We start from the raw sequence: 24,037 nt of genomic DNA on the forward strand, positions 1-24,037 counted from the left end.
AGAGGATTCAAGATGGCTACTGGAAAGATTGTCCAGGTAATCGGCGCCGTAGTGGACGCCGAGTTCCCTCAGGATAGCGTCCCTAAAGTATACGACGCTCTTGAGGTTATGAATGGTAAAGAGAAACTGGTGCTAGAAGTTCAGCAACAGTTAGGCGGTGGTATCGTTCGTTGTATCGCAATGGGTACATCAGACGGTTTAAGCCGTGGCTTAAAAGTTGAAAACTTAGGCCACCCAATTGAAGTACCAGTAGGTAAAGCAACACTGGGACGTATCATGAACGTTCTGGGTACACCTATCGATATGAAAGGTGATATTGCAACTGAAGAACGTTGGTCTATTCACCGTGAAGCACCAACTTATGAAGAGTTATCAAGCTCTCAAGAACTACTAGAAACCGGTATCAAAGTAATGGACTTAATCTGTCCGTTCGCTAAAGGTGGTAAAGTAGGTCTGTTTGGTGGTGCGGGTGTTGGTAAAACAGTTAACATGATGGAATTGATCCGTAACATCGCGATTGAGCACTCAGGTTATTCTGTATTTGCAGGTGTTGGTGAGCGTACTCGTGAGGGTAACGACTTCTATCATGAAATGACAGATTCTAACGTTCTTGACAAAGTATCGTTAGTTTATGGTCAGATGAATGAGCCACCAGGAAACCGTCTGCGTGTAGCACTGACTGGTTTAACCATGGCGGAAAAATTCCGTGATGAAGGCCGTGACGTACTGTTATTCGTCGATAACATCTATCGTTACACCTTAGCCGGTACCGAAGTATCAGCACTGTTAGGCCGTATGCCATCAGCAGTAGGTTACCAACCAACATTGGCTGAAGAGATGGGTGTTCTGCAAGAACGTATCACTTCAACCAAAACAGGTTCAATCACCTCTGTTCAAGCAGTATACGTACCAGCGGATGACTTAACTGACCCATCTCCAGCAACTACGTTTGCTCACTTAGATGCGACAGTTGTACTGAGCCGTCAAATTGCTTCATTAGGTATCTACCCTGCGGTTGACCCACTGGATTCAACCAGTCGTCAGTTAGACCCACTGGTAGTTGGCCAAGAGCATTATGATGTTGCTCGTGGTGTTCAGTCTATCCTGCAACGTTATCAGGAACTGAAAGACATCATCGCTATCTTAGGTATGGATGAACTGTCAGAAGAAGATAAACTGGTTGTTGCGCGTGCGCGTAAGATCCAGCGCTTCCTATCTCAGCCATTCTTCGTTGCTGAAGTATTTACCGGTTCACCAGGTAAGTTCGTTTCCCTGAAAGACACTATTCGTGGCTTTAAAGGAATTCTGAACGGTGATTATGACCACCTGCCAGAGCAGGCGTTCTACATGGTTGGTACTATCGAAGAAGCAGTAGAAAAAGCTAAAAAGCTTTAATACGGCTGACGGGAGGTTGATATGGCCGATACATCGTTCCACCTGAAAGTTGTCAGCGCTGAAAAACAGTTATATGACGGCGAAGTAAAACGAATTCAGGTAACTGGTAGCGAAGGTGAGCTCGGTATTTATCCGCAGCATACCCCGTTATTAACTGCCATAAAACCGGGCATGGTACGTGTCGTAAAAACATCGGGCGAAGAAGAGGTTATCTACCTTTCAGGTGGTATTCTCGAAGTTCAGCCGACTGGCGTCATTGTACTGGCAGATACAGCGATCCGTGGTCGTGATTTGGATGAAGCGAAAGCGTTGGAATCTAAGCGTAAAGCTGAAGAACACATTCAGTCCTCTCATGGCGATGTTGATTATGCTCAGGCATCTGCGGAATTAGCCAAAGCGATTGCGAAATTACGTGTAATCGAATTGACTAGACGTTGATGTAAACAGGCAGTCTATGAATAAAAAAGCCAGTTGGTATTCACTAACTGGCTTTTTTGCGTTGTGAAATATTTTGAGTGGCGAAATATGTAGTATTATTTATCATAAACAGGTTTACTTGCCATTCTTTACGGGAGTTATCGGGTTAATTATGTCTAGTTCAGCGAAAAGCGTTGTTATTCTTGCTGCGGGTAAAGGTACTCGCATGTATTCACAGTTACCTAAGGTTCTTCATAAGCTTGCAGGTAAATCCATGGTTCAACATGTGATTGATACTGCCAAATCCCTTGGTGCCCAACAAATACATTTAGTTTATGGGCATGGTGGTGAGTTAATGAAAGAAAAATTAGGCTCTCAGCCGGTTAATTGGGTATTGCAAGCAGAGCAGTTAGGAACGGGTCATGCAATGCAACAAGCAGCCCCTTTTTTTGCTGATGATGAAGATATTCTGATGCTTTATGGTGATGTTCCACTTATCACCCAAGAAACACTAGAGCGCTTAATTAAAGTAAAACCAGAAGGTGGTATTGGTTTATTAACCGTTATTTTGGATAACCCAACAGGTTATGGTCGTATTGTTCGTGAAAATGGTGAAGTTACGGGCATTATTGAACAAAAAGATGCTTCAGAAGAGCAACTTAAAATTAATGAAATCAATACGGGTATTTTGGTTGCTAATGGCGCAGATTTAAAACGTTGGTTAGGTAAACTCAATAATAACAATGCACAAAAAGAGTATTACATTACCGATATTATTGCTTTAGCACATAAAGAAGGCCGTAAAATTGAAACGGCTCATCCACGTCGCCATAGTGAAATGGAAGGGGTGAATAACCGTTTACAGTTAGCAGCGTTAGAACGTATTTATCAAACAGAACAAGCTGAGCGCCTATTACTCGAAGGCGTCATGCTGTTGGATCCTGCCCGTTTTGATTTACGTGGTACTTTAACTCATGGTAAAGATGTCGTTATTGATACTAATGTAATTATTGAAGGTGATGTTGTTTTAGGAAATAACGTTGAAATAGGGACAGGCTGTGTACTAAAAAACTGCACTATTGGTGATCATACTATCATTAGCCCGTATACGGTGATCGAAGATGCTAATCTAGCGCAAGAATGTACGGTTGGCCCATTTGCTCGCCTTCGTCCAGGTACGCAATTAGCAGATAAAGCACACGTTGGTAACTTTGTTGAGATGAAAAAAGCAAGCTTAGGTATTGGCTCAAAAGCGGGTCACTTAACTTATCTTGGCGATACTGATGTTGGTGCTAATGTGAATATTGGTGCAGGTACGATTACTTGTAACTATGATGGTGCAAATAAATTCCAAACTATCATTGGCGATGATGTATTTATTGGCTCTGATACACAGTTAGTTGCTCCAGTTACTGTTGCTAATGGTGCAACAATTGGTGCTGGCACAACAGTGACTAAAAATGTGGGTGAAAACGAATTAGTGATAAGTCGTGTTAAGCAAACTCATATTAGTGGATGGAAACGTCCAGTGAAGAAAAAGTAATAATTTTAAGAAAAGGGCGTATGTTAAATCATCGCCCTTTTCTTGTACGCTATTATTCTAAAAACAAAAAATATCCCCGCTCTCTACAAGGCTTGGGGAACAAAACAATCAGGCATAAGACATCTAAGTGCGAATAAACGCACGGTTTTAGGAATAACACAATGTGTGGAATAGTAGGTGCAGTTGCACAACGCGATATCGCAGAGATCTTAATTGAAGGTTTACGTCGCTTAGAATACCGTGGTTATGATTCTGCGGGTTTAGCGGTTGTTGATAATGACTGTAAAATGACGCGTCTGCGTGAAGCAGGCAAAGTTCAAATGCTGGCTGATGAAGCAGAAAAAACGCAAGTTATTGGTGGAACAGGTATTGCTCATACTCGTTGGGCAACACATGGTGAACCTTGTGAAGATAATGCGCATCCTCATGTATCTGGCTCAATTGCAGTGGTACATAATGGCATTATTGAAAACTACCAAGAACTAAAAGCTGATTTAATTAAAAAAGGTTATCAGTTTACCTCTCAAACTGACACCGAAGTTATTGCTCACTTAGTTAATTGGGAGCAGCACAAAGGCGGCACTTTACGTGAAGTTGTACAACGTGTTATTCCTCAATTACGTGGTGCATATGGCACCGTTATTATGGATAGTCGCACTCCTGATTTATTAGTTGCAGCACGTTCAGGTAGTCCGCTGGTGGTAGGTCTTGGTGTTGGTGAAAACTTTCTTGCTTCTGACCAATTGGCATTATTGCCTGTTACTCGCCGGTTTATCTACCTTGAAGAAGGGGATATTGTCGAGATTACTCGTCGTCACGTTCATATTTTTTCTGTTGATGGTGAAGAAGTTGACCGTGATGTTATTGAATCTAATGTTCAATATGATGCTGGTGACAAAGGTATTTATCGTCATTACATGCAAAAAGAGATCTATGAGCAGCCTTTAGCGATTAAAAATACGTTGGAAAATCGCTTAAAAGCAGAAAGCATTGATCTGAGTGAACTAGGCTCTAAAGCGGAAGATATCTTATCTAAAGTAGAACACATTCAAATTGTTGCTTGTGGTACTTCTTATAATGCGGGTATGGTTTCACGTTATTGGTTTGAATCTTTAGCTGGCATTCCTTGCGATGTCGAAATTGCTTCAGAATATCGCTATCGTAAACCTGCAACTCGCCGTAATAGCTTACTTATTACGTTATCTCAATCTGGCGAAACCGCGGATACTTTAGCGGCATTGCGTTTATCAAAAGAGTTAGGTTATTTATCGTCACTGGCTATTTGTAACGTTGCTGGGTCTTCTTTAGTTCGTGAATCAGAATTTGTATTGATGACAAAAGCGGGTGCTGAAATTGGTGTTGCTTCAACTAAAGCTTTTACCACCCAATTAACCGTTCTATTAATGCTGGTGGCATATATGGGACGCATTAAAGGTATCACTACATTAGAAAAAGAAGTTTCAACCGCATTACATGCATTGCCAAGTCGTATTGAAAGTATGTTATCTAAAGATAAAGTGATTGAAGCATTAGCAGAAGACTTCTCTGAAAAAAGTCATGCTTTATTTTTAGGTCGTGGTGATCAATATCCTATTGCGGTAGAAGGTGCGCTGAAACTTAAAGAGATCTCTTATATTCATGCTGAGGCTTATGCCGCGGGTGAGTTAAAACATGGTCCACTTGCGTTAATTGATGCAGATATGCCGGTTATTATCATTGCACCAAATAACGAATTATTAGAAAAATTAAAATCTAATATTGAAGAGGTTCGTGCTCGTGGAGGTTTGCTATATGTATTTGCAGATCAAGATGCTGGTTTTGAAGAAAACGAAACTATGAAATTAATTTCTCTACCTCATGTAGAAGAATTAATTGCACCTATTTTCTACACTGTGCCATTACAGCTACTTTCTTATCATGTTGCCTTAATTAAAGGAACGGATGTAGACCAACCGCGTAACTTGGCAAAATCAGTAACCGTTGAGTAAGTTAACTGATTATTAAAATAATTAAATAAAGAAAATCCGGTTATCAATTATATTTAACCGGATTTTTTTATATCTAATTTTTAGTGGAATTTTAGTTATAGGATTTAAATACCGCCTGATCGCCTGCTTTATCAAAGGCGATAACTTGGTAAGGTTCTTTGTAATCACCTGCATACATTCCTAAGCTGCCTGCTGGCATACCAGCAACGGCAATCCCGGTTTTACTTTTGTCTACTAAATCGATATTTTTTAAGCTATCAACAGGAATATGGCCCACTAAATCTTTACCTTTATAAGTGGCTAAATGGCAACTTAATAAATTAGCCGGCACACCTGCTTGCTTATATTTCTGCATTAATTGTGCTTCTGACACAATGTTAACTTTAACGTTAAACCCTGCCTCTTCTATACCATCAGCCCATAAAGTGCAGCATCCACAAGTTTCTGTTTTATAAACCTCAACGATATTTTTAGTTGCGGCATGAGTTGCACCTGTAAATGCTGAAAGAGCCAAAATAGTAGGTAATAATAATTTTTTCATCATCAATTCCTTTCATTAAGTTGATAGACGAAACAATAATCTTTCCCCTTACTGGAAGGTCAATTCAATAAAAGTATAAACTTGTAGAAATTTGTAAAATAATATTTATATAAAACAAACATATATAATTTGTTTTATATGGTTATTTTCTTATTATTAATTGTAATACATGTTGTTTTTATAAGAAAAAAGCCTGTATAGCAGGCTTAAAATGGAGAAAACAGGGTAATTTAGAGTTAGGGTATAAAAGATTATGAGAGGGTATTACTCATGGGTTAAATCATTTCTAATCAACAATAGCTTATGTTTAACTTATGAATAGTATAAACCTAAACCTTACCTTAGGTTAAAGCGGATAATTTTGTATAAAGGATTCAGTTTTATTGATGAAAAATAGAACAATAAAAAGAGAGAATAAAAAAACCAATATATTCAATATATTGGTTTTAGTAAAAGAGTCAGTGAAATAAAATACAAATTATTTGATAATAGTAATCTGCTTCACATCAATTTCAGTACTAGTCCACTCTTTATCTATTTTACCTTCAATTCTTACGGTATTTTCAGGAGTGACAGTTTGTCCTCGCCATCTTTTATGGTCGATATCAACGTTTATTCCACCTGTGCTATCTTCAAAAACATATAGCTCACCGCCAATCTTTTTAGTGATTTTTCCAGTTAAAATAACCCAGGTATCATCAGATAACTCTTTTGCTTTATTTACGGTTGTTTCACTAATAGAAGGACCTTTGAACCCACCTTGAGTCGTATTTTCTTGAATACTTCCTTGAGGCGAAATAAAACCACCATTATTATGTTGGTTGGTATTTGCTTGAGATGCAAAAGCCAACGTACTACCAATTAATAATACTAGAATTTTTTTCATAACAAGCTCACCTTTTGGTTAAAATATAACTAATTATAGTCCCTAATTCTATTTCAGTTATTTTTATAAAACAGTATATTAAGGTAAATCTAAGTATTAATGTATCAACTGTTTGAGATTGTTATTTCATCAGCGGTTTTTTTATTTCGTTTTATCCTTATCTGTGAAATAAGCATCTATAACTATGTTTTTGTTTTCTTTAAGTTAAACCTACTAGTTATTTCCCCTTTGTATCAGTGTAGGCGGTTATTCAAAAATATACCGCTTAGGATCATTGTTTTTAGATGTATAACCTCTTATTATCCAGCGCTTTCAAATTTTTTTTAATTTTCCCCTATTATTTTTAGAGGTTTTAGGTTTTATGACTAACGAACGCATTGCCAATCCTGGTCCATTAGGTTTAATGGGTTTTGGTATGACAACGATTTTGTTGAACATACATAATGCCGGTTTTTTTCCTGTTGTTTCTGTCATCATGAGTATGGGTATTTTTTATGGTGGAATTGCCCAAGTTATTGCTGGAATTTTTGAATTTAAAAAAGGTAATACTTTTGGTGCTACCGCATTCACTTCTTATGGTTTTTTCTGGATAACACTTGTTGGTATTTGGTTACTCCCTATTATGGGATTAAGTGAACCTACAACACCTCTTTTCCTTGGTGTTTTTTTAGCGTTATGGGGAATTTTTACACTCTTTATGTTTATTGGCACACTAAAAGCCAATAGAGCATTACAGTTTGTCTTTTTAAGCTTAACTATTTTATTTGCTTTACTAGCTATTGGTAATATCAGTGGAAATGCATTGATTTTAAAAATTGCAGGTTTTGAAGGTATTATTTGTGGAGCCAGTGCTTTTTATCTTGCAATGGCTGAAGTATTAAATGAGATGTATGGTAAAACCGTGTTGCCTATTGGGCATAAATAGTTTTATTAATAGAAGTGGCTAATAATTATTTAGCCACTTCTATCACTCGACTTTTACGTTTAACGACCCGCCTTGCACACCACGCATAAAGTAACCCTGCTATTACACCTGCAATATGAGATTCAGTTGATACCCCTAATTGTCCGGGAATTAAGCCATAGGCCATAGTTCCATAATAGAACAATACAAATAGAGCAATCACTATATCGATAACTTTATGACGGGTAAAAGCATGTGCAATAAGTAGTGCCCATAATCCAAAAATCCAGCCACTAGCACCCACATGGATAGCATGACGGCCAAATATCCAAACGAGCAACCCACTAAAAAAAATAATAAATATGCTAGCAGTGACATATTCTCGCAAAGATTGAGTCATAGATAAAAAACTGAGAATAAGCAAAGGCAGTAAATTGCTAAAAAGATGAGACCAAGAACCATGAACAAAAGGCGCGATAAAAATCCCAATAAATCCTTCTCCTGTTCGGGGAATAACACCCCATTCAAGTAAAGGAATAGGTAAAATACTGCCTATTAATTGAAGTAGGATTAATGTGAGAGTTAAGCCACAAAGAAAATAAAATCTTTTTTTCAATCCTGCACTTCTCATAGCATTAGCCTTAGTAAAGTAATGAGATTAATTTAGGTCTACTTATTTTATTACATCAGTCTAATAAGTTAAGACAAGCAGCGCCACGAGCACCACCAGCATCCCCATGACGCGCTTTTTCTATTGCTGGAATTTGTACATTGCCATAAACACACTTGGCAATATAGTCAGGTAATAGCTCATAAAGTGCATTAAACTGTGACAAACCTCCACCGATAACGATTAAATGAGGATCAAGAACAGTCAGAATATTACTTAGATAAACAGCGAGTACTTTCATATAGCGATCTACATGTTCTATTGTTTTTTCATCACCTGCATAATATTGAGTAACAATATCAACCGCTCTTTGTGGCTCACCATTAAACGCTTTATACATTCGTTCAAAACCACGACCAGATAGATAAGTTTCAAAGCAGGCTTTTTTGCCGCAGCCACATAATATTTTAGGCATTGTTTCGCCAATAATATTATCAGCATCAACATTAAGATTCATGTGACCTATTTCACCAGCAATGCCGTTTTTACCTGATAGTACTTTTCCATCAATAACAAAACCACCACCAACGCCAGTACCAAGAATAAGACCTAATACTGAAGGGTGATGACGAAATTCAGGATCCCAAGCTTCAGATAATGCAAAGCAGTTAGCATCATTTTCTACTTTCACTGGCCTATCTAATATTTGGCAGAGATCATGAACCATTGGTTTATATTTAGCTGCTGGCACATTAGTTGTAAACACAGTGCCTTCTTTAGCATTTACAATTCCAGGAATACCGACCCCAATTTTACCTTTACAGCCTAAATTCTTATCAGCCTCTAAAGTTAGCTCTTTAAAGGCATTTAACAGTGCTAGGTAGTCATTTTTGGGAGTAGGAACGCGTTTTTGCCAGATTTGTGTCAGATTTTTATCGAAAACGGCTAGCTCAATTTTTGTGCCGCCCATATCAAAACCATAATACATATCAGTCTCTTAATTATCCTGTAAATATTATCTACAACGAATTTATCGTTATAGCGCTAAATAACTTCTACCTATTTTTACCGCTTATGGATGTGAATAAAAATAGTGGCTTATAACAGTTGAGATTTTTTTATCTATTAAGTGTTCTTTTCAATTAACTTACTACGTACTTTCATTAATGCAAAGCCTAATAAGTTCAAACCACGCCAAAGCAGTGGGTTATTAGCTTCTTTATCTTGTTCACTTAAACCTATTCCCCATATTTTATCTACGGGGCTTGCTTCAACCAGAACTCGAGTGCCTGTTGAAATAAGAAATTGGCTCAGATTTTTATTTTGCGAAAATTTAGCTTCATTAGCGCGGATAACAATCTCTATGCGCTGTTGCTCCCAAATAGATTGGTCAAATCCTTTAACTTCTCTACCTAATGCTTTCGCTGTACCTGGATTTGAGGTGGCAATAATGCGCGCTCTAATTTCCATATCATTAAAAATTCTCGCTTTTTCAGCCATCATATAGTGTTCAGCAGATGAGTAACGTACATCATCTAATATAAAAGGTGCTGGATACCACTGGCTAAAGCAGCTTTTGCTCACTTCATCACTCTTGGTTTTATGTCCCCAAAAGAAGATAAATTTAATTTTCTTATTCGCTCGGAAATCTTTTTGTAATTGTTGTAAATCCATATTTTTTCTATTTATAGCAGGGATTTCATTGGATTTAATAAAGATAGCATAGAAGTAAAGAAGGATTGAGTGCATTTTTTCATTTATGTGAGGAGGTGAAGCGATTCCGCTAGTAAGAAAATGTATCTAAAAAAACATCATAAAATGATATTTTTTCGCTTATTAATAAAGAAAATACAACTGAAAATGCTAAGAATGTTCTTAAAAAAAGAAGTCTATATACTGTTATCGTTAACATTGATTCGAAAAACGATTGTCAAAAATAGATTTAACCACCCTAGTATAAAAACGTATTAAGGTAAGTGTTTTCAATACAAAAATTTATCAATATTGGTATTTATACTTGTTATTGGTATTTATAACTAACAAATATAGATAATCATATATTTATTATGCAGTTAAGTTTTTTTATTGTGTTTTTTCACTATTACATTCGCAATTTGAACTCTATCACGATTGTTATTTTGTTAAGTTAAATTAACAATATTATTTAAAGAGTAAAATATTTTCTTAGTTAATTATTCTAAAAAACTGGTATCTATTAGCGATATTTACTATAAGTGTGGGATGTTCGGTATCGTAGATTGATTATCTATTTTTGTTTTATTTGATAGGTGATTTTTTTTAAAACTTAACCAAATATGATGTATTGATTTTTTTGATGATGAAATCATAAGGCTATCTTATGATAAAAAACAATAAGTACCCTTTTTTTAGGTAAAAGGTAACGCTCATTTGATGATGATCAATATAGATAATTAATCTTCTCTATTTTTTTACTCTAGTTTTATATCAAGAATTGAATAGAAATAAGTCACTTTTTTTAAATTGATCTCTACCAAATATTTTCTTTTTAGAAGAAATAATATTATAAAGTAATTATTTTAGAATTTTATATTTGTAGTATTTATATAAAATGTTATTAATTTAGCTTTGTTATTAAAAAGGCATGAAAGTTTTTTTCTACGTTAAATAGGTACTTTTTTAGAGATTATTATCCCTAACTTTGCGGTAAGTATAAATACATAAATTTATAAATAAGAGTGTGTTAAATCTTATTTTTTAGATTTTTTTGAGGTTGTGCTTTACATTAAAATAATTATACAATTCAAATTAAATAAACATTACTCGTAAAACGTTAGTGATTATTTTTTATTAAATGAAAAATATTTATAAAATGAAATTACCTTACATAGTTAATATCCATTAATAGATGAGAGTTCTAATATGAATTTATAAATATCCATTTTTATTGTAATGAAAGTTATCTCTAATGGTTATCTCTTTTTAAAGAGCATCTAATAATTGAACAAGGTTAAGTGTATAGTTATTAAAGGGGCCACACTATGTATGATGATATAAGCAACCTAAAAGATAAATTTCAGGAAGATGAATTTTCTTTTCAAGATTTTTCTTCCTCTATTACACAAGAAGTTGTGAATAAAAAAGAATCAAACAATATAATTAAAGAAGATAATAAAAAAAATAATAATTTAGTTAGCCGTTCTTTAACTAATAAAACGTTTTCAGAAACTTCATCTGTGGTGAAAAACATACCAAAACAGCCTGTTACTAAGTCTATCCCTTCTTATCACCAGAATGCATTGGCAGCAAACAAAGCAGAAAAAAACGATCTTATTAAGAGACAATCTACCATTTTATCTGATAATCAAATATTTGATAATGAAAAAACAGATAAGAATCATGCAAATGAAAAAATATCATTAAAAGATATATTGTCATTTATTGCATCTGTTTAAATAAGCTAGTTATTTTTATAAATAATATTGACTGGTGTCAATTTATAGCCATTGTTGTTTTTTTAAGACCTAATTAATTCTTTCGGAATTTATTTTCCGGATAGGGAACCTTTGTCTTAAAAAAATATATGGCGATGACAAAGGTATGGGATTTATGAATAAAATATTAAAAATGCTAATTACAGCCTTTCTGTTAATAACAATGTTTTCATTAATTGTTATGCCGATGAGTGCTGAGCAACAATATATCTTTGGTATAATAAATATATTGTTGCTACTTGTTATTGGTTTTAAAAAATCCAAAAAGCGATTATTAACAATGGTTTTTTTATCGTTGCTAATGTCTACGCGTTATCTCTATTGGCGAGCAACAAACACTCTTAATTTTAATACTACTATTGAAGCTATTTTAGGTAGTGGTTTATTTATGGCAGAGATTTACTCTTGGATGATTTTAGTTCTGGGTTATTTCCAAACATCGTGGCCATTAAATAGAAAAATTGCACCACTACCAAAAGATATTTCTCAATGGCCAACAGTAGATATTTATATTCCAACATATAACGAAAGCCTTGATGTTGTTCGTGATACTGTTTTAGCGGCTCAAGCTATCGATTATCCACAAGATAAAATGAAGGTTTATTTATTGGATGATGGTAGTCGTGAAGAATTTAAACAATTCGCAGGTGATGTCGGTGTCACTTATATTGAGCGTGAAGTTCATGATCACGCAAAAGCAGGTAATTTGAATCATGCTATGGCATTGACGGATGGTGAATTAATCTGTGTATTTGACTGCGATCACATAGCAACACGCGTCTTTTTACAAGCTACAGTAGGAAGCTTTTTGCAAGACCCTAAACTTGCGCTGATTCAAACTCCACACTATTTTTATTCATCAGATCCTTTTGAACGCAACTTAAGTGCTGCGAAAGATGCTCCCCATGAAGGTGCTCTATTTTATGGTCCAGTTCAACGTGGAAATGACAACTGGAATGCAACGTTTTTCTGTGGCTCTTGTGCCGTTATGCGACGTAGTGCTCTTGATGAAATCGATGGTATTGCTGTTGAAACAGTGACAGAAGATGCACATACAGCGTTAAAACTACAGCGCTTAGGATGGAACTCCGCATTTATTGATATTCCTTTGGCTGCGGGTTTGGCAACAGAGCGTTTAGCCTTACATGTTAACCAACGTATTCGTTGGGCTAGAGGGATGACTCAAATATTTAGGGTTGATAATCCCATGTTAGGTCGAGGGCTAACCTTTCCTCAGCGCTTATGTTATCTCAATGCGATGATGCATTTTCAGTATGGTTTACCTCGGATTATATTCTTAACTGCCCCCTTACTGTTTATGTTATTTAACCTCAATATTATTGCCTCTTCAGCAAGTATGATTTTTGCGTACGCATTGCCTCATTTAATTATGTCGGTATATGTGAACTCGAGAAATATTGGTAAATATCGTTATTCTTTCTGGGGAGAAGTATATGAAACGGTTATGGCATTTAGTTTGGTATTACCTACATTATTAAGCTTAATTTCACCAAAACTTGGTAAATTTAATGTAACGGATAAAGGTGATCTGCTTGATAAAAGTTTTATGGATTATTTAACTGTACGTCCTTTGATTATTACTGCACTTTTTCTGATTGCAGGTATTTCATGGGTAGTTGTTCGTTATTTATTAAATGATTTCCAAGGTATCGATCCGCTCGTTATTGTTTTAAACCTTGTTTGGGCAACTTACAGCTTATTTATTATTTTAGCATCAATAGCTGTAGGGAAAGAGATGCGCCAAATTCGCAAACACACTCGTATTAAAGCAAATTTACCTATTACATTACATTTTGATGACGGTGCTGAATTAGCAACGACAACAGAAGATATTTCAATGGGGGGGGTATGCATTGCGATAAATAAAATGGCTGAAGTTCGTCAACATAATGTCACTTCCATTACCTTAAGTGTTCAACGAGATATCGTTACTCTGCCTGTCGATCAAGTTAGTTTGGAAAATAATCAATTACGGCTCGAATTTCTACCTATTGATTTAAATCTACGCCGTAAATTAGTCCGTATTATATTTGGTCGCGCTGATGCATGGATTAATCAAGCAGATTACAAAGATAGCCCAGTAAGAGAGCTTGGTGGTATTACGCGTTGTATTTTTGAATTGTTCTTTGGTCGTCGCCAAAAAATAAAAGCACCGGCTGTGCGCTCTAATGCTAAGTCATCGCTCTCTGTTCAATCAATTCACGGAGATGACTAAGAATGAAAAAGAAACTGACTTTGATGCTAAGCCTGACAGCAATGGCTATTGCTAGCATTAATTTATCTCAAGCCGCGACAGGTATGTTTGAACTAAATGGTGAAGCATTGCCTGACCCAATATCATATTCCCATTCACCATCTCAACAAAAAAATGAAGCTAATCAGCTTGATGGACAACTTGATAATTTATCGCTTTCTGAAGCGCGCAATATTGAAGAGCAACTTACATTATCGCAAATGGGGAGCCCATCGCCGATAGTGTTATCTGGTAGACGTTTACTTTCAGGTGTCACTTTTAATATGGCAAATGATTTATTTATTGATAACGCCACATTAACGATGAAAGTCAAAGTATCACAAGGATTAGTGGAATCTGATCAGACGTTACACTTAATGTTAAATGGTCAACCTATGGGATTTCTGCCTTTAGAAGAAGGCGATAAAGAACATGAATATATTCTAGAAATTCCTGAAATGATGCTTACTAATGTGAATAACCTTAGTTTTCGTTTGGCCAATCGTGATGCACTTGACGAAAACCAATGTACGCCACCGTTAGCTGATGGATTAAGCCTGACTATTTCCCCTGAATCATCATTAGATTACCGGGGTCGTTGGATTAATGGCGGGTATAGTTTAGAGCGATTGCCCCTACCGTTCTTTGATCCCGACAGAATGACAGCGACCTCGTTACCAATAATATTGTCAGATAAACCAGATCACGCAGAAGTGACAACAGCAGCAATTGCCGCATCATGGTTTGGTAGTTTAAGCCATGATATTAGACAGGTTGATTTACCTGTTCTTATGAATCAATTACCGGAAAGTGATGGCATATTAATTGGTTATGCTGGGCAAACTATTGCTGGTATTACATTACCATCGGGTAATAATGGGCAACTCACCATTGTTGATAACCCTGTTGATCCTGTTTTTAAATTATTACTTATTAGTGGTGATGATGAAAAATCATTACGCCAAGCTGTTTGGGCTTTAAATAGCGGTAAATTACCGCAAAATGATCATTTAGATGTCCCTACACAAAATCTCGTTACTCGCAAAGATTACGATGCACCACGTTGGTTAAATACAGATAAACCCGTTACGTTAGGGCAAATAGCCAATGGTAGTGATGATTTTACCCGCCAAGGTATCAATCATGCGCCTAATCAGTTCTCGTTTCGTGTATCACCCGATCTATTTTGGTGGGATGGCGATGCATTACCGTTAGAACTAAAATATGTATTTCCTCATTCCGATAAACTTAATAATCGTAATTCATCATTAATTGTATCTTTAAATAACCAATTTATTGGTTCTTTATATCCTGCTCGTTCAGAGCCTTTAGGTATGCTAAGACAGTGGTTAGGCATAGAGAGTGAACAGCAAAGTAGCACTCTTTATTTAAGTCCCCATCAGATTTATAGCCAAAATCAATTACAGTTCTATTTTGATTTGCGTGAGCCTGATGATTCTCCTTGCATTTTGGCTGATGGCAGTAATTTGATTAGTCGTATTGAACCGCAGTCAACACTGCAATTTAAAAATACTTGGCACTACTCAAGAATGCCTAATTTAGCTTATTTTTCAGGTGCTTCATTTCCATTTAGCCGTCGTGCTGATTTTTCACAAACCACATTGTTATTACCAGAAAATCCAACAGTTGAAGAGCTTTATACTTTAGTGAATTTAATGGCGAGATCAGGTTATTCCACAGGAACACCTATTTCATATGCCTCTGTTTTTTTAGGCGCGAAAGCGTTAGAGAAAAGTAATTTAACTCAACATGATGTGTTAGCTATTGGTTCATTAAATAGTGATGGCTTTTTGCCTGCTCGTTTTTCTCAACAGGCATTTTCATTTGTGAATAAAAATATCGAAATCAAGTCACAATCTATTATCGATAAAGCCAAAGGCTGGCTTGCTGGTGATGTCTTATCACAAGGTGGTGATGCTGCTAATTATTTGTCTTCACTTAATGATTGGCGAGGTATGGTGAGTTTTGTCTCTCCTTGGGCTAAAGATCGTGTTGTTGTGTTAGTTACGGCAAAGGGTAATACATCAATAAACACTATTATTGGCGATTTAAATTTAGCTGATATTAATGCGGCGATTAAAGGCGATATCACGCTAATAAGTGGAAAAGATACCGTTAGAAGTTTTCATTTAGGTGAACACTTTTCTCAGGGCGATTTACCTCTATTACAGCAATTTCTTTGGTACAGCTCTCGACATGTGTACTTGTTAGGATTTTTAGCTGTCGGTTTTTGTGCATTGACGGGAATGGTGACCTATTGCTGGTTACAACGTCGTTCTGCGCGTCGTTTAGCTCAAATATCACAGCATCATTCAGATAAATAGGGGGGACTAATAATGAAAAATCATGCGCTGAATATAATAGTAAAAGTGATTTATGCGAGTTGTATTCTTGGTGTAACAAGCCAAGTACAAGCAACAGCAACAGATCCTAATATTGTTAGTTCTTTAATTGAACAAGCTAACTATTGGCATGGTAAAGCACACGATGAACGTGCAGTAGAGGCGTTGCAAAAAGTACTGATTATGGAAAGTAATAATCAGGATGCGCTCTATTTAATGGCTTTCTTTACTGCACAACAAGGTAATGAAAAGCAAGCGACTTATTGGCGTGAAAAGCTTGTACAAATAGCGCCTCAAGATCCGCGTATTGAGGGATTAAAAAACATCCGATCATCACAATTTAATGATCAGCAATTAGGTTATGCCAGAGAGTTAGCTAAAAAAGGGCAACATGAAGAAGCGATAAAAGCCTATCAGCGTTTATTTGTGAGTAATGAACCTCCTGAAACTGTGGCTCTTGAATATTATCAAACGATGGCGGGTATTCCTGCAATGTTGCCACAAGCTATTGCTGGATTAAAACAACGTGCTGCATTAATGCCAGATAATAAAGAAACGCAGAAAGCATTAGGACTAACATTAACTTATAACGAAGAGACTCGCCGTGAAGGGATTGCTGTTTTAAGTAAGATCTCAGGTGATGAGTCTGCAAATAAAGGGCTTCGCCAAGCATTATTATGGCTTAATGTTCGTCCTGATGATGAAGGATTATATAAAGCGTATTTACAAGCCAACCCTAAAGATACTGCAATTGCAGAGCATTTCCAAAGTGCAATTCAAGGTAATGCTCGTCAAGCCGGTTATGAAGCATTAAATAAAGGTAAATTGAAAGATGCCGAAAATTATTTCAAACAGGCTTTATCTGCTGACAATAAAGATGCACAAGCTCTGGCTGGATTAGGTTATACCGCTTTACGCTCTGGCGACTTAGCAACAGGGCAGCGTTTATTGAATCAAGCGGCACTTTCTGGTGGTGATCAAGGTAGCAAATGGAAACAACAAGCTGATGATGCGGGTTTTTACGCTCAGCTGCGTAATGCACAACAACATGCCAAACAAGGACAAATCCAACAGGCTTTAGATAAGTTATCGCCTCTCACTGGAGCAAGCGGTGAGAAAGGATTATCAGCTAACTTATTACAAGCCGATTTATTGCGTAAACAAGGAAACTTGCCTGCGGCTCATCAATTGCTTGCGGGTTTATATCAACAAAATAGTCGTAATGAAAAAGTAGTTTCAGCTTACTATTATTTATTGGTACAAGAAGGCCAAAATAGTAAAGCAGAGCAGTTAGTTACTCAGCAATCAGCTTCTTTACGACAAAAATTAACGGCGAATACTGATCCTTCAGAAAAACTACGTCGTGAAGCACAAAAAGCATTAGAAAATGGTCATCGTGTTCAAGCTAGACAATTACTTGTTCAGGCTCAACGCAAAAGCCCACAAAATAATTGGGTGTATTTGGATTTAGCGCGTTTAATGGCTGCTGATGGTGATAGTGCTGGTGCAAAAAATATTATTTCACAGTTAGAAAATCGCAAAAATAGAGATACCGATTATGTCGCATCACTATTTTATGCTGAACAAAAACAGTGGGATAAAGTTTTTAATTTGCTAAATAGTCATAATCAACAAACTGAAGCTGAAAAAGAGTTACTACAACGTGCTCGTTTTTATCGTCAATTGACGCAAGCAGAACATTATCGTCAATCAGGTAATATTGTTGCGGTGCGTAATACATTGCGTCCATTGATTAATCAGGTTGCTGATTATCCAAATGATGTTGGCGAATTAGCAGAAAAATTGGTTAACAGCGGCTTAAATGATGAAGCGTTACAACTTATTGAAAATGATATTGCCAAAGGAACAAAAGGTTCAGTTGGTAACTACGCTGGTCATATTAATGTTTTCAATGAGTTAGGTCATTATGCGCAAGCAACTAGCTTGATTAATGATCCTGCATTACAGCAAGAAACATCTATTGCTGATAAAAAACGTTTAGAAGTGAACACTAAAATTGCACAAGCCGATAATTTACGTGAAAAAGGTGAAATTAAAGCCGCTTACGATACGTTAGTTGGCGCATTAAATACCTCGCCGAATGATCCTGATTTATTAATGGCATTAAGTCGCGTTTATTTATCACAATCAATGCCGGATCAATTTAATAAAATTCTCTCTTATTTAGAAAAAGAGCAAGGCAAAGACAGCAAACTTATTCAGGCTCAAATAGAAGTTGCACTAGCACAAAAAGATGGCCGAAAAGCACAACAATTATTGCAACAACTTCCTGCATCTTCACAACCTGCTTATTTGTTGCAAGCAGCTCAAATTGCACAATTAAACGGTGAAAACCGCAAAGCCCTTACTTTGTTGCGTAGTGCACAATGGCAAAATACAGCGGGAGGAGCCTCAAATACAGGTGTAATTAAAACTTCGGCAGGGCAGCTTAGCGATATTCATGGCGATAATAGTGTCATCGCGAATTCCATTTATGAACGTAAAGAGATGGTTTCTGTTCAACGTTCTATTCATGAATTAGAAGAAAAAGTTTCCCCTTGGGTTCAAGGGGGGGTTGCTGTTCGTCATCGTAATGGTGATAAAGGATTATCTAATGTTACCGAAATAGCTGCGCCAATCAGTATCTCTAGCGTTCCAGGTGAAGAGTTCCGTTGGGAATTTAATGTTACCCCCATTTCTATGACCAGTGGCGCTGTCTCTGGAGAACGAGCAAACCGCTTTGGTTCGGGGCAATTACAACATGCTGAGCGCTTTGCGAAAAACAGTGATAACAATAATGAAAAAGCCAAAATTAATGCGGATGAAGCAGGAAGCCAACGTGCATCAGGCGTTGAATTAGGTTTACGCTTATCACAAGATGATGTCAGCTTTGATGTTGGCTCAACGCCAATCAATCAAGACTCAGCTACGGTTGTTGGGGGGGTTACTTATTCACCTAAAATTGGTCAAAATGGACAGTTAACATTAACCGCTGAACGCAGAGCGATTAAAGACAGTTTACTTTCTTATATGGGGCGTACTGATCCATTAACAGGAGAAAGCTGGGGTCGCGTAACACGTAATGGCGCAAGTGCTCAATATGCGTGGGATGATGGTAAAGTTGGTGCTTATGCTGGTGGTGGCTTTTACAGTTATGACGGTAAAAGTGTTTCAAGTAACGAGGAAGTCAAAGCTTGGATCGGTTCATATGCAAAATTTTATCAAGACGATCAGCAAGAGTTAAAAGCAGGTGTTCATGTTGATTATATGAACTTTAGCAATAACCAAAACTATTTCTCATTAGGTCATGGTGGATATTTCAGTCCACAAGATTATGTATCAGTTTCATTACCTGTTGCTTATACGCGTCATTTTGATAAGGGGGAAGTCTCATTAAATGGTGCTATTGGTGTACAAAGTTACAAACAAAAAGGTAGCGACTATTTTCCTACACACTCTTATATGCAAGATAATTTAAATCAACATAACGCTTCAGATCCTCGTATTAAATCGCATTATGAAGAACAAGATGAAACAAATATAACCTATCGATTAGGTTTAGATGCAAAATATTATCTCACTAAAGAATCTGAATTAGGTATCAGTATTTCACATGATACTTCAGGTGATTATGCCGAAGATAATATGTGGTTACACCTAAAATATACACCAGATTTTCTATCTAAATAATAGAGGAGATAAATAATGAATAAGCATGATAGTGATATTTTACAATTACCTTTTGAAAGCGGCTGGCAAGATTTAACTCAGTTATTATTTTTCCAAGTGCTAAATGATAACGATATTTCAACCGCAGAAAATAAATTAAAAACTATCGGTAAGGAAATGGCATTACGTTATCCTTTACCTGAAAGTGAAAATATTCAATTGCTTGAATCTCATATTAATCGTGTATTAACGTTATTTAAATGGGGATTTGTCACTATTTCACCCGCAATGAGTGAACTGTTATTAGTGCATTGTGCATGGCCTCATTTTACACAAAGTAAAGATGATCCACAGTGGCGAGCAGCAAGTGCAAGCGTATTAGAAGGATTATATGAAGGCTGGTTATCGCACCAAGGCGGTAATGAAAAAATGCAAGTTCATCGCCAATCTACAGATGCAAAAGATGTGTTTATTTTCCGTTATGCGCATCAAATATCTGCTGAGTAATAGATCGTATGCTTTATTAATAAGCATTGGAGGTTAAAAATGAATGAAATAATATTTAATGATGATAATTCTAAATGCTTATTGATGAAGCAATTTACCAATGATGTTTTTATGATGATAGTGACAGATACAGCAGGTAATATTGTTTATGCCAATGAAAAATATTGTCATTTTAATAATGTTTGTTTCGAAAACATCAAAGATAAAAAATATAATTTATTTTATTTAATTGATGAGAATAAAATAAATAAATGTAAGAAAAATAAAACAAAAGGTGTGTTTAGATTAGAAGCAAACAATAGTAGTAATCAGCAAAAAGATAAATGGGAAGATATTAGTATTATTCCTGTTTTTGATATGGTGAATATAATTTCTCATTATGTATTTATTAGTTTGGATATTACTGATAAGGTAGAGTTGAGAGAAGAGTTATTTAGTAAAAGCTATATTGACTCATTAACAGGAATATCTAACCGATTAAGTATTGTCGAAAAAATTGAAAATGAGCGATTAAATATTAAAAATCCATCTTCTTTTTGTCTCGGTATTATTGATTGTGATAATTTTAAATTAATTAATGATCAATTTGGCCATCATGCAGGTGATAAAGTACTGTGTGAAATATCAAATATATTATTAAAATTAGAATCAAAAGAAGTTTATTGTGGCCGATTAGGTGGCGATGAATTTGCTATTCTTTTTCCATCTGGATTGCGTTCGTGTTCTATTGTTCTATTAGAAATAATAGAATCACTATGGAATTCAATAGATAAACCAATAAAAATTAATTCAGATAAAATACTAACGCCATCAATTAGCTTAGGTGTTGCTGAATATCCAAAAGATGGAAAAACACTTTCTGAATTATTAAAATCTGCGGATAAAACATTGTATTCTATTAAAGAAAAAGGTGGGGGTAAATATGGGTTTTATTCTGGTTTTTAAGTTAATCTAAATTAATCTCTATTTATAATTTATGTGATGTATTTTTTATCTCTATTTAGAGAGGGATAAGTATATTTAAAATTACGTCACAGTTTTATTACTGAATTTTTATAATGTCATTTAAAAATACAGATCTATTAAGTTTATAAAATATTTATTTGAGGATTATATTATGATGAAAGCAGTTATCCCCGTTGCTGGATTAGGTACACGTATGTTACCTGCAACAAAATCAATCCCAAAAGAGATGCTCCCTATTGTTGATCGTCCATTAATTCAATATATCGTAGATGAGTGTGCTCAAGCGGGTGTAGAAGAAATTATTTTGGTGACTCATTCTTCTAAAAATTCAATTGCGGATCATTTTGATACCAGTTTTGAATTAGAAAATATGCTAGAGCAGCGTATTAAGAATAAATTATTAGAAGAGGTTCGCTCTATTTGTCCTGAGAACGTTAAGATTATACAAGTTCGTCAAGGTCATGCATTAGGCTTAGGCCATGCTATTTGCTGCGCTCACCCTATTATTGGTGACAATCCTTTTATTGTTTTACTGCCTGATGTTTTGTTGGATCCACATTATTGTGATCCTAAACATGACAACTTATCAGCAATGATAAAACGTTTTAAGAAAATAGAACGTAGCCAAATTATGGTTGAACCTGTACCTATGAGCCAAGTACAGCAATATGGTGTTGTGGACTGTAAAGGTGTTTTTTGTCCACAAGGAAATTGGGCTCCAATGCGTCGTATTGTTGAAAAACCAAATCCTGAAGATGCACCTTCTAATCTTTCTGTTGTTGGTCGTTATGTCTTTTCTGCGGCAATTTGGGAGCTATTAGATGGTTTACCAGCAGGTGTCGGCGGTGAAATTCAGTTAACTGATGCTATTGAATTATTATTGAAAAAAGAAGTCGCTGAAGCTTATACCTTAGTGGGTAAATCTCACGACTGTGGTAATAAATTAGGTTATATGAAAGCATTTGTAGAATATGGATTACACAACTCAGTATTAAAAGAAGAGTTTACTGCTTGGATGCAGGACTTTTGCCAAAAAACGCTGTTACCACAAGCGATAGAAGATACTGAAGATATCAGTAGCGAAAAAAATGTAGTCGCAATCTTTTAATTTTATCTTGAAATAACATGCAATATGCCGACCGAAATTAATATACGGTCGGCAATAGCAGGAGCTGGAAACCATGTCCATTAGGCACTTATCTCGTTTAAATTATTTATTCTTTTCCTTTTTGGTTTTTGGGGTGTTGTTTGTTGTTTCCCCAATATCACAAGCAGTCGAAACCTCGGCAGGATGGCAACAGTTTAAAGCGCGTTATATTACGGATGATGGGCGTGTTATCGATAGCGCTAACCAAAATATATCTCATTCAGAAGGTCAAGGTTACGGCATGTTGATGGCGGTAATGAGTAATGATCGTGAAACTTTTACTAAATTATGGCATTGGACGAGAACATCACTTTATCGAGGTGATTTAGGTTTATTTAAATGGCGCTATGAGCCTGAAAATAGCGAACATACACCAGATCCTAATAATGCAACAGATGGTGATATTCTAATTGCTTGGGCATTATTAAAAGCGGGTGAGAAATGGAATGATGAAAGTTATCTTTCGGCATCAGATTCTATTCAACATGCTATTTTAGAACATACATTAATTAATGCACAAAATTATACGATGTTACTTCCAGGTATTAATGGATTTAAAACACCAGAAGAAATTACGATAAATCCTTCGTATTTTATTTTTCCTGCTTGGAAGGATTTTTACCGCCATAGCGATGATCTTCGTTGGAAACAATTAATTAATGATGGCCAATCTTTATTAAGAAATATGCAGTTTGGTGATTATCAATTACCAACGGATTGGGTTAGTTTGCAAGCTGATGGAAAAATAATGCCCAGCGAAAAATGGCCTGCTCGTTTTAGTTTTGATGCTATTCGTATTCCTCTTTATTTAGCATGGGCACACGATGAATTAGCGTTACAGCCTTTTATACAATATTGGCAGCAGTTTGATCGATACACTACACCTGCATGGGTAAGTATTGATGGCAAAGAAAAAGCGGAATATAACCTAACCCCAGGTATGCAAGCTGTACGTGATTTAACTATGAAAGCAGTAATTGAAGATGTTGATTTAAGTAAAGATACAGATTATTACTCTTCTGCACTACATTTATTGGCTGCATTTGCGCAGAATGGGCAATAAATATAGTTATATCAATAGATTAATTAATAGACAGCTTGAAATGTATTTAATAATAAGGTTATTTCAGCTATCTATTTTTTATTTATAAAAGATAGATAGCTGAAACAAAAATTATTAACGAGTTAAAGAATAAATATAATAAAAAATAAAATTAGTATTGTTTTTTTAATCAAAATATATGTCTCGCTGTTTCTTTGTTTTTATAACGTTATGTTTTATTAAGTATCTTTTTATTAAAAATCATGATCCACGAATACTTTATTTAATATTATCTATGCTAAAGTAACTTTAAATTTTAGGAATAAACTTTA

Annotated in this window: 18 protein-coding genes; 13 read left to right on the forward strand and 5 right to left on the reverse strand. The window is 35.7% G+C overall.

Annotation, left to right across the window (positions count from 1 at the left end; translation table 11 throughout):
* Nucleotides 1–12 precede the first annotated feature (12 nt).
* From atpD to glmS, 4 genes are all read left to right on the forward strand, one after another.
* Complete coding sequence (gene atpD / locus PH4a_RS06840) at nt 13–1,395, forward strand: F0F1 ATP synthase subunit beta (RefSeq protein WP_064718357.1); 1,383 nt, start codon at nt 13–15, stop codon at nt 1,393–1,395.
* Between the two features lie 21 nt (nt 1,396–1,416).
* Nucleotides 1,417–1,833 (forward strand): F0F1 ATP synthase subunit epsilon, encoded by a 417-nt coding sequence (locus PH4a_RS06845; RefSeq protein WP_006534340.1) that lies wholly within the window; start codon nt 1,417–1,419, stop codon nt 1,831–1,833.
* A 151-nt stretch (nt 1,834–1,984) separates the two neighbouring features.
* On the forward strand, nt 1,985–3,355 hold the full coding sequence (gene glmU / locus PH4a_RS06850; protein ID WP_129038764.1) for a bifunctional UDP-N-acetylglucosamine diphosphorylase/glucosamine-1-phosphate N-acetyltransferase GlmU: 1,371 nt from the start codon (nt 1,985–1,987) through the stop codon (nt 3,353–3,355).
* A 161-nt stretch (nt 3,356–3,516) separates the two neighbouring features.
* Nucleotides 3,517–5,343, forward strand: a complete 1,827-nt coding sequence (gene glmS, locus PH4a_RS06855) for a glutamine--fructose-6-phosphate transaminase (isomerizing) (protein ID WP_129038766.1) — start codon at nt 3,517–3,519, stop codon at nt 5,341–5,343.
* A 91-nt stretch (nt 5,344–5,434) separates the two neighbouring features.
* Here glmS and PH4a_RS06860 read toward each other — a convergent pair whose 3' ends face one another.
* Together PH4a_RS06860 and PH4a_RS06865 are read right to left on the reverse strand one after the other, a co-directional pair.
* The gene (locus PH4a_RS06860) at nt 5,435–5,887 is read right to left on the reverse strand and encodes a DUF411 domain-containing protein (protein ID WP_244212944.1); all 453 of its coding nucleotides are present in this window, start codon (nt 5,885–5,887) and stop codon (nt 5,435–5,437) included.
* A 475-nt stretch (nt 5,888–6,362) separates the two neighbouring features.
* The gene (locus PH4a_RS06865) at nt 6,363–6,770 is read right to left on the reverse strand and encodes a YgiW/YdeI family stress tolerance OB fold protein (protein WP_064718361.1); all 408 of its coding nucleotides are present in this window, start codon (nt 6,768–6,770) and stop codon (nt 6,363–6,365) included.
* A 361-nt stretch (nt 6,771–7,131) separates the two neighbouring features.
* On the opposite strand from PH4a_RS06865, the gene satP reads away from it, so the two are divergent.
* Nucleotides 7,132–7,695 (forward strand): acetate uptake transporter, encoded by a 564-nt coding sequence (gene satP, locus PH4a_RS06870; RefSeq protein WP_129038768.1) that lies wholly within the window; start codon nt 7,132–7,134, stop codon nt 7,693–7,695.
* Nucleotides 7,696–7,720: 25 nt separating this feature from the next.
* On the opposite strand, the gene PH4a_RS06875 is transcribed toward satP, so the two are convergent.
* From PH4a_RS06875 to PH4a_RS06885, 3 genes are all read right to left on the reverse strand, one after another.
* Complete coding sequence (locus tag PH4a_RS06875; RefSeq protein ID WP_129038770.1) at nt 7,721–8,305, reverse strand: rhomboid family intramembrane serine protease; 585 nt, start codon at nt 8,303–8,305, stop codon at nt 7,721–7,723.
* 55 nt (nt 8,306–8,360) lie between these two features.
* Nucleotides 8,361–9,272, reverse strand: a complete 912-nt coding sequence (nagK, locus tag PH4a_RS06880) for an N-acetylglucosamine kinase (RefSeq protein ID WP_129038772.1) — start codon at nt 9,270–9,272, stop codon at nt 8,361–8,363.
* Nucleotides 9,273–9,409: 137 nt separating this feature from the next.
* Nucleotides 9,410–9,958, reverse strand: a complete 549-nt coding sequence (locus PH4a_RS06885; protein WP_129038774.1) for an NADAR family protein — start codon at nt 9,956–9,958, stop codon at nt 9,410–9,412.
* Between the two features lie 1,346 nt (nt 9,959–11,304).
* On the opposite strand from PH4a_RS06885, the gene PH4a_RS06890 reads away from it, so the two are divergent.
* From PH4a_RS06890 to PH4a_RS06925, 8 genes are all read left to right on the forward strand, one after another.
* The gene (locus PH4a_RS06890) at nt 11,305–11,718 is read left to right on the forward strand and encodes a hypothetical protein (protein WP_129038776.1); all 414 of its coding nucleotides are present in this window, start codon (nt 11,305–11,307) and stop codon (nt 11,716–11,718) included.
* Nucleotides 11,719–11,872: 154 nt separating this feature from the next.
* Nucleotides 11,873–13,993: a UDP-forming cellulose synthase catalytic subunit gene (bcsA, locus tag PH4a_RS06895; protein ID WP_129038778.1), complete on the forward strand. Its 2,121-nt coding sequence runs from the start codon at nt 11,873–11,875 to the stop codon at nt 13,991–13,993.
* Nucleotides 13,994–13,995: 2 nt separating this feature from the next.
* Nucleotides 13,996–16,356: a cellulose biosynthesis cyclic di-GMP-binding regulatory protein BcsB gene (bcsB, locus tag PH4a_RS06900; RefSeq protein ID WP_129038780.1), complete on the forward strand. Its 2,361-nt coding sequence runs from the start codon at nt 13,996–13,998 to the stop codon at nt 16,354–16,356.
* Between the two features lie 12 nt (nt 16,357–16,368).
* Nucleotides 16,369–20,064 (forward strand): cellulose biosynthesis protein BcsC, encoded by a 3,696-nt coding sequence (locus PH4a_RS06905; RefSeq protein WP_129038783.1) that lies wholly within the window; start codon nt 16,369–16,371, stop codon nt 20,062–20,064.
* 15 nt (nt 20,065–20,079) lie between these two features.
* On the forward strand, nt 20,080–20,550 hold the full coding sequence (bcsD, locus tag PH4a_RS06910) for a cellulose biosynthesis protein BcsD (RefSeq protein WP_064718370.1): 471 nt from the start codon (nt 20,080–20,082) through the stop codon (nt 20,548–20,550).
* Nucleotides 20,551–20,589: 39 nt separating this feature from the next.
* Nucleotides 20,590–21,495, forward strand: coding sequence for a GGDEF domain-containing protein (locus tag PH4a_RS06915; RefSeq protein WP_129038785.1), 906 nt, complete (start codon nt 20,590–20,592; stop codon nt 21,493–21,495).
* A gap of 172 nt (nt 21,496–21,667) precedes the next feature.
* A complete protein-coding gene (galU, locus tag PH4a_RS06920) occupies nt 21,668–22,624 on the forward strand; it encodes a UTP--glucose-1-phosphate uridylyltransferase GalU (protein ID WP_244212945.1) in 957 nt (318 codons plus the stop codon).
* Between the two features lie 73 nt (nt 22,625–22,697).
* Nucleotides 22,698–23,726: a family 8 glycosyl hydrolase gene (locus PH4a_RS06925; protein WP_129038787.1), complete on the forward strand. Its 1,029-nt coding sequence runs from the start codon at nt 22,698–22,700 to the stop codon at nt 23,724–23,726.
* Nucleotides 23,727–24,037 lie beyond the last annotated feature (311 nt).

This window comes from Proteus hauseri, from assembly GCF_004116975.1.
In the GTDB taxonomy this organism is placed as follows: Bacteria; Pseudomonadota; Gammaproteobacteria; order Enterobacterales; family Enterobacteriaceae; genus Proteus; species Proteus hauseri.

Excerpts from the sequence above, each read along its gene's own strand:
- atpD (WP_064718357.1), top strand. The coding sequence starts at position 13 with ATGGCTACTGGAAAGATTGTCCAGGTAATCGGCGCCGTAGTGGACGCC.
- PH4a_RS06845 (WP_006534340.1), top strand. The coding sequence starts at position 1,417 with ATGGCCGATACATCGTTCCACCTGAAAGTTGTCAGCGCTGAAAAACAG.
- glmU (WP_129038764.1), top strand. The coding sequence starts at position 1,985 with ATGTCTAGTTCAGCGAAAAGCGTTGTTATTCTTGCTGCGGGTAAAGGT.
- glmS (WP_129038766.1), top strand. The coding sequence starts at position 3,517 with ATGTGTGGAATAGTAGGTGCAGTTGCACAACGCGATATCGCAGAGATC.
- PH4a_RS06860 (WP_244212944.1), bottom strand. The coding sequence starts at position 5,887 with ATGATGAAAAAATTATTATTACCTACTATTTTGGCTCTTTCAGCATTT.
- PH4a_RS06865 (WP_064718361.1), bottom strand. The coding sequence starts at position 6,770 with ATGAAAAAAATTCTAGTATTATTAATTGGTAGTACGTTGGCTTTTGCA.
- satP (WP_129038768.1), top strand. The coding sequence starts at position 7,132 with ATGACTAACGAACGCATTGCCAATCCTGGTCCATTAGGTTTAATGGGT.
- PH4a_RS06875 (WP_129038770.1), bottom strand. The coding sequence starts at position 8,305 with ATGAGAAGTGCAGGATTGAAAAAAAGATTTTATTTTCTTTGTGGCTTA.
- nagK (WP_129038772.1), bottom strand. The coding sequence starts at position 9,272 with ATGTATTATGGTTTTGATATGGGCGGCACAAAAATTGAGCTAGCCGTT.
- PH4a_RS06885 (WP_129038774.1), bottom strand. The coding sequence starts at position 9,958 with ATGGATTTACAACAATTACAAAAAGATTTCCGAGCGAATAAGAAAATT.
- PH4a_RS06890 (WP_129038776.1), top strand. The coding sequence starts at position 11,305 with ATGTATGATGATATAAGCAACCTAAAAGATAAATTTCAGGAAGATGAA.
- bcsA (WP_129038778.1), top strand. The coding sequence starts at position 11,873 with ATGAATAAAATATTAAAAATGCTAATTACAGCCTTTCTGTTAATAACA.
- bcsB (WP_129038780.1), top strand. The coding sequence starts at position 13,996 with ATGAAAAAGAAACTGACTTTGATGCTAAGCCTGACAGCAATGGCTATT.
- PH4a_RS06905 (WP_129038783.1), top strand. The coding sequence starts at position 16,369 with ATGAAAAATCATGCGCTGAATATAATAGTAAAAGTGATTTATGCGAGT.
- bcsD (WP_064718370.1), top strand. The coding sequence starts at position 20,080 with ATGAATAAGCATGATAGTGATATTTTACAATTACCTTTTGAAAGCGGC.
- PH4a_RS06915 (WP_129038785.1), top strand. The coding sequence starts at position 20,590 with ATGAATGAAATAATATTTAATGATGATAATTCTAAATGCTTATTGATG.
- galU (WP_244212945.1), top strand. The coding sequence starts at position 21,668 with ATGATGAAAGCAGTTATCCCCGTTGCTGGATTAGGTACACGTATGTTA.
- PH4a_RS06925 (WP_129038787.1), top strand. The coding sequence starts at position 22,698 with ATGTCCATTAGGCACTTATCTCGTTTAAATTATTTATTCTTTTCCTTT.